The 4,101-nt window shown below is 30.8% G+C and carries 4 protein-coding genes; all 4 read right to left on the bottom strand.

The window, feature by feature from the left end:
• Positions 1-74 precede the first annotated feature (74 nt).
• Positions 75-512, bottom strand: coding sequence for a GNAT family N-acetyltransferase (locus KO515_RS15965; RefSeq protein WP_215937338.1), 438 nt, complete (start codon positions 510-512; stop codon positions 75-77).
• Between the two features lie 723 nt (positions 513-1,235).
• Entirely contained in the window at positions 1,236-2,189 is a 954-nt protein-coding gene (locus tag KO515_RS15960; protein ID WP_215937337.1) for a Fic family protein, read from the bottom strand.
• Between the two features lie 221 nt (positions 2,190-2,410).
• Positions 2,411-3,118, bottom strand: coding sequence for a hypothetical protein (locus KO515_RS15955; RefSeq protein WP_215937336.1), 708 nt, complete (start codon positions 3,116-3,118; stop codon positions 2,411-2,413).
• Positions 3,119-3,251: 133 nt separating this feature from the next.
• On the bottom strand, positions 3,252-4,070 hold the full coding sequence (locus tag KO515_RS15950) for a DUF2971 domain-containing protein (RefSeq protein ID WP_215937335.1): 819 nt from the start codon (positions 4,068-4,070) through the stop codon (positions 3,252-3,254).
• Positions 4,071-4,101 lie beyond the last annotated feature (31 nt).

The raw sequence follows: 4,101 nt of genomic DNA, 5'->3' as shown, positions 1-4,101 counted from the left end.
AATATTCCGCAGGAATATTCGCAAGTAGTGAAGAAAACAGCAATTAATTATACACGGTGTTAGCAACAGGCTTTTCATTCATTTAATTTTTTCGAGAAATATATTCGTCGGTGTCCTTTTGGGAAATTTTTGATTTCTCCAATCGGTTCATATCCATTTTTTAAATAAAATTCCTCTGCTTGAAAGTCAAATGTATCTAACATTGAAATTTCAGCACCTTTTTCGATAGCGACTTTTTCAACGTGTTTTAACATTCGGGTTCCAATTCCTTTTTTTCTATGACTTTCTTTAACCCACAATATATTTATTTCGAGTCCATTCCAATATCCAAGTCCAGCTAAAATTCCGCCAATTTCAATTCCGTTTTTATCTTTAGCAACATATTCTAAACGTGTCCAAATGTCAGCAATTGCAGAAACTTTGCTTAAATTATATTCGTTAATTCCGTCAACGATTTTCTTTATGTTTTCCTTTTTGCAAGGTTCAATTGTAAATTCAGTTTTTATTTCCATCTGAGTGCGTTCAGCTTGTTGCTAACGGTCTCGTATATGATTTGTTGCGTGTTATAAGCGAGTAAGTTAGCAAATAAAAACTGAAATAGAAAAACCGTGAGGTTTTTCGACAGTAGGCACAAGCAGCTATAAATTATATACATTGTTAGCTAACGTTTTTTCTTTTTACGTGCTACTCCTTTGTGTATTTCCGGACGATTTGTTTTTCAGACGTTGTTTCATTTTTTACTTAAATATCAAAAATTCTCCGAATTATTATTTCGTTCATTTCCGCAAAGAGCATCAGTTTTGTTTTTATCTAATTTTTCGTGATATCAGAATCAATTGATTTAAACATCTAATTTCAATTTTTTTAAACTGCGAACAGTTCAGCCGTACGTTTTGCCAGTCCGCTTATCAGCTAAAAGTTGAGGATTGCTATAATATTGAATTAAAGAACTGAAGTTAGGTAAGCCGAAATTCGTGCGTAACGTTCCGCAAGAGTAAAAAATTCCAGCGTAATGTTTTTTTAAGATTCAGCTTTAAATTCCAACTTAGTTTTCTGAAGCAAATAAGTACAGAACTTGGTAAAAGCCTTGAAATTGTTGACACGCGCGAAATGTTTGCTAACGTGTTTGTGTANNAACTAAATTAGTAAACTTTTACGAACCCGTGAAAATTCCTGCGGAATTTTCGCAAGTAGGGAAGAACCTAGCAATTAATTATACACGGTGTTGTGCCCAGTTATTTTAAACGATAGATTGTTTTATTTTTTTCTCCTATTTTTTCAAATAAATTTAATTCAGCTCCTTTTTTTAAATCTCTACTCGCAGTTGCTGAAGAAATATCTTTAAAAATATCCATATAATCTTTTCTTGTGAAATCAGTTTTATTTAATGAAACATAATATTCTAATCTATCTTTTTCATTTAACGTTCGATTATTGAAATCTAATAGTTCACTTATTGAAATATCAATAACGTTTAGCATATATTCAATAAACTTTGTTGACTTTCCAGATTTATCACTTTCTGCTAAAGACTTGTAATATTTTTCCTGGTCTTTACTAATTAGAGTTTCAAAAGGCAAAAACTCAAAGATTGGATATTTTTCCATTAAAATTAAAGTTTGCCATAATCTTCCCATTCTACCATTTCCATCCAAAAATGGATGTATAAATTCTATTTCGTAATGGAAAACACAACTTTTAATTAATTCAATTTCATCAGACTTTTTCAAATATTCAAAAAGGTCTTTCATTAAGTATGGCACATTTCCAAAAGGTGGTGCTAAATGCTCAACTTTTGAGCCTTTTACAATTCCGACACTTTGATTTCTATATTTTCCAGAATTTTCAATTAAACCTTCCATTAAGTTTTGATGGGCTTTTAAAAAGGATTTTTCATTTGAAGGATTATAATCTTCTAAGTTTTCATAGATTTTAATTGCATTTAAAACTTCAAGAACATATTTTTTAGGACCAATAACTCTTTTGTTTTCAAGAAGTGCTGTTATTTGTTCTTCTGTAAGTGTGTTTCCTTCTATTTTTAAAGAAGAATGAATAGTTTTGATTCTATTCTGTTTTCTCAATTTAGGTGAAGGTCTGTTTAATAAATTAGCATTTACTTCTCCTATTTTTTCTGAAATAGAAGTTATTAATTTTAAAATAGAAGATGTTATTTCGTAAGGTGGTTTCATTTATGATACTATCATTTGATACTATCAAAGATACAATCATTTAATATGAATTATCTTATGAAACGTAATTTTTTAATTGGGCACAACGTGATTGTGTATGGTTAGTTGCGTGGTTAAGCAACTAATTTAGCAAATAAATCACAGATAGAATATTCCGCAGGAATGTTCGTAAGTCGACAGTGACCTAGCAATTAATTATACACGGTGTTAGGCACAGTATTTTAATATTTTTTCTTTTCCGATATTTTCAAATTCGTTAAGGAAATTAGATAATCGCAAGCATTATAAAAATTTCCTTTATTCGGTGACCAAACACTTACAACTCTGTATTCAGTTTGATTAACACCTTCCATAATCCATTCAGAACCATCATTTCCAATTGAACTACGACCTAAATTCATATTCCAAAAGTCCGCTTTTCCGATAAGTTGCGTAAATTCAGTCCATTCTTTTTCGGTTAGTATTTTCAGTCGCTCAATTTCTATTTCTCCAGGTTCATAACCACCAGCACCATTTAACACTTTCCAATAGAGAATAAACCTGTTATTTTTCTTTTCGAATCTAAAAGTCATTGGTTTGTTAAAAGTCCTCAACCAAGTAAATCTATAAATTTCTTTGTCAATTTTTCTATTAAACAACAAAGGTTCTTTCATTGCGTGAAGATGTTTTGAATACCAATCCACAACAAATTCGTCATAAGTTCCTTCTATAGTTTTTGTTTTAATTGTATAGCTTGAGTCATTTTCCTTAATCCAATCAGTACTAACTTCAGGAAACATTTCTTTCGGAAAGTAAGGTTGTTTTAAATCAGTCGGGACATTTAAACTATCAACTTTTATTGTCGAGTCGACAAATTTTTCAATCGACTGGCTAAATCCGATTTGGGTCAGAAATAATGTTAAAATTCCAATTGATAATATTTGTCTCAAAGTTTTGTTCATATTGTGCCTAACGTTGTTGTATAAGATTAGTTGCGTGTTTTAAGCACTAAATTTAGCAAATAAATCACAGATAGAAAGTCCGCGAGGACTTTCGTAAGTAGGCTAGAACTAGCAATTAATTTTATACGGTGTTGTACACTGGCTTTTTTATTAATTTAAACTCAAAAGGTACTTGTTCAATCTGATAGATTTCTAAACCTTTCTCTTTTCCTATTTTCACTATTTCATTTTTATGTTCGTCTGATATTTTTAATCCTAAAACAATTTCGGTCATAAAATCGGTTGGCACAGTCACAATTCTGTCAGAAGGTTTTGGTTCATTTGGGAAGAATAATTTTGTCAGTCGATATTCTTCCTCATATTTCCAATCTTTTGCTTTTGTATGTGTTTGTAAAAATGATTTTTCAGGTGTTCTATTGTCTCTTGGGTCAATTTTCGGAAATTCATCTTTATATCCAACTGGTCCACCTTTACCAAACAAATTTGACTCTCTTAATTTAGTTTCGTTAAATCCTACGCAAAAACCTTTATGAAAATCCGCATAATGCGACCACATTAAAATACTGTCAAATCTTGCGCTTAAAGAGAGAATACCAAAATGTTTGTCTTGCATTTTGAATGTGTTTTGGTCATCTCCGTTTTGCACAGCATTCATATTTGTTTTCAATTCGCTAATGATTCTTTTTTTTTCGTGATTTGGGTCAAGTCCCATTTTGATTACAGAATCCCAATGTCTGCGCGTGATAATTACAGCATATTCTTCTATTTTTTCATCTGAATCTAATAGAGTGTAATTATTTCCAATTCTACAGTCAATTGGGTCGTTAAAGTCACTTGGTGAAGCTAAATACAATTGATTTTCCGTTAAAATCTTTTGATGATATTCATTAGTCCAAGAACGATATTTATATAATTTTTCTGGGTATTCTGTCGGTTTCATTAGCTTGTGTACAACGGTTTAGCATATGGTT

Source organism: Winogradskyella psychrotolerans (genome assembly GCF_018860545.1).
GTDB lineage: Bacteria > Bacteroidota > Bacteroidia > Flavobacteriales > Flavobacteriaceae > Winogradskyella > Winogradskyella psychrotolerans_A.
Note: the sequence above shows the minus strand (reverse complement) of the source record. Positions and strands in the feature narration are given on the sequence as shown.

Bases quoted from the DNA above. Each gene is read 5' to 3' on its own strand.
- KO515_RS15965 (WP_215937338.1), bottom strand. From the start codon at position 512: ATGGAAATAAAAACTGAATTTACAATTGAACCTTGCAAAAAGGAAAAC.
- KO515_RS15960 (WP_215937337.1), bottom strand. From the start codon at position 2,189: ATGAAACCACCTTACGAAATAACATCTTCTATTTTAAAATTAATAACT.
- KO515_RS15950 (WP_215937335.1), bottom strand. From the start codon at position 4,070: ATGAAACCGACAGAATACCCAGAAAAATTATATAAATATCGTTCTTGG.